Source organism: Sulfuriferula thiophila (assembly GCF_003864975.1).
GTDB classification, from domain to species: Bacteria; Pseudomonadota; Gammaproteobacteria; order Burkholderiales; family Sulfuriferulaceae; genus Sulfuriferula; species Sulfuriferula thiophila.
Genome location: NZ_BHGL01000004.1, coordinates 1 through 545 on the forward strand (window position 1 = coordinate 1; position 545 = coordinate 545).

Here is a 545-nt window from a genome sequence, read left to right on the forward strand (position 1 = left end):
CTGGGTATTACGGGGTTAACCTTAAGCCCGACGACTTCGACGTATGCGGCTGTCAATGTATATAACTCAGTGGGAACGCAAGTTGGTTACTCAACTTGCTACACTTCCTATACCGCCAACGGTGGTTGTGGCATCAATTTGCAGAATATGGCGGCCGGCACTTATAGCATCGTGGTCACGCCAGCATCTGGTGCGACTGGCAGCTTCACCGCGACCCTGTCGTCAGACGCGACGGGCACATTGACATCGGGCACGGCGTACAACCTGAACCTGACCCGTGCAGGCCAGAATGGACGCCTGACGTTTAGTGGCACGACAGGCGACAGCGTCGGCATCAACATCGCTGCGCTGGTCACCAATCCGGCCAGCCAAACGGCCTATGTCACTGTTCTCAAGCCGGATGGAACATACCTGAATGCAGTGACGGTATACACAACCTCCGGCGGTTACATCAACCTGGCCAGCCTGCCGGCGACCGGCACCTATACCGTGTTTGTTGACCCGAACTACGCCGTGACAGCCAGCATGCAAGTCACTGTGGATCC

The 545-nt window shown here is 56.7% G+C and carries 1 protein-coding gene; it reads left to right on the forward strand.

Annotation, left to right across the window (positions count from 1 at the left end):
- A partial coding sequence (locus tag EJE49_RS14055; RefSeq protein WP_223246705.1) for a hypothetical protein occupies positions 1-545 on the forward strand: 545 nt, incomplete at both ends.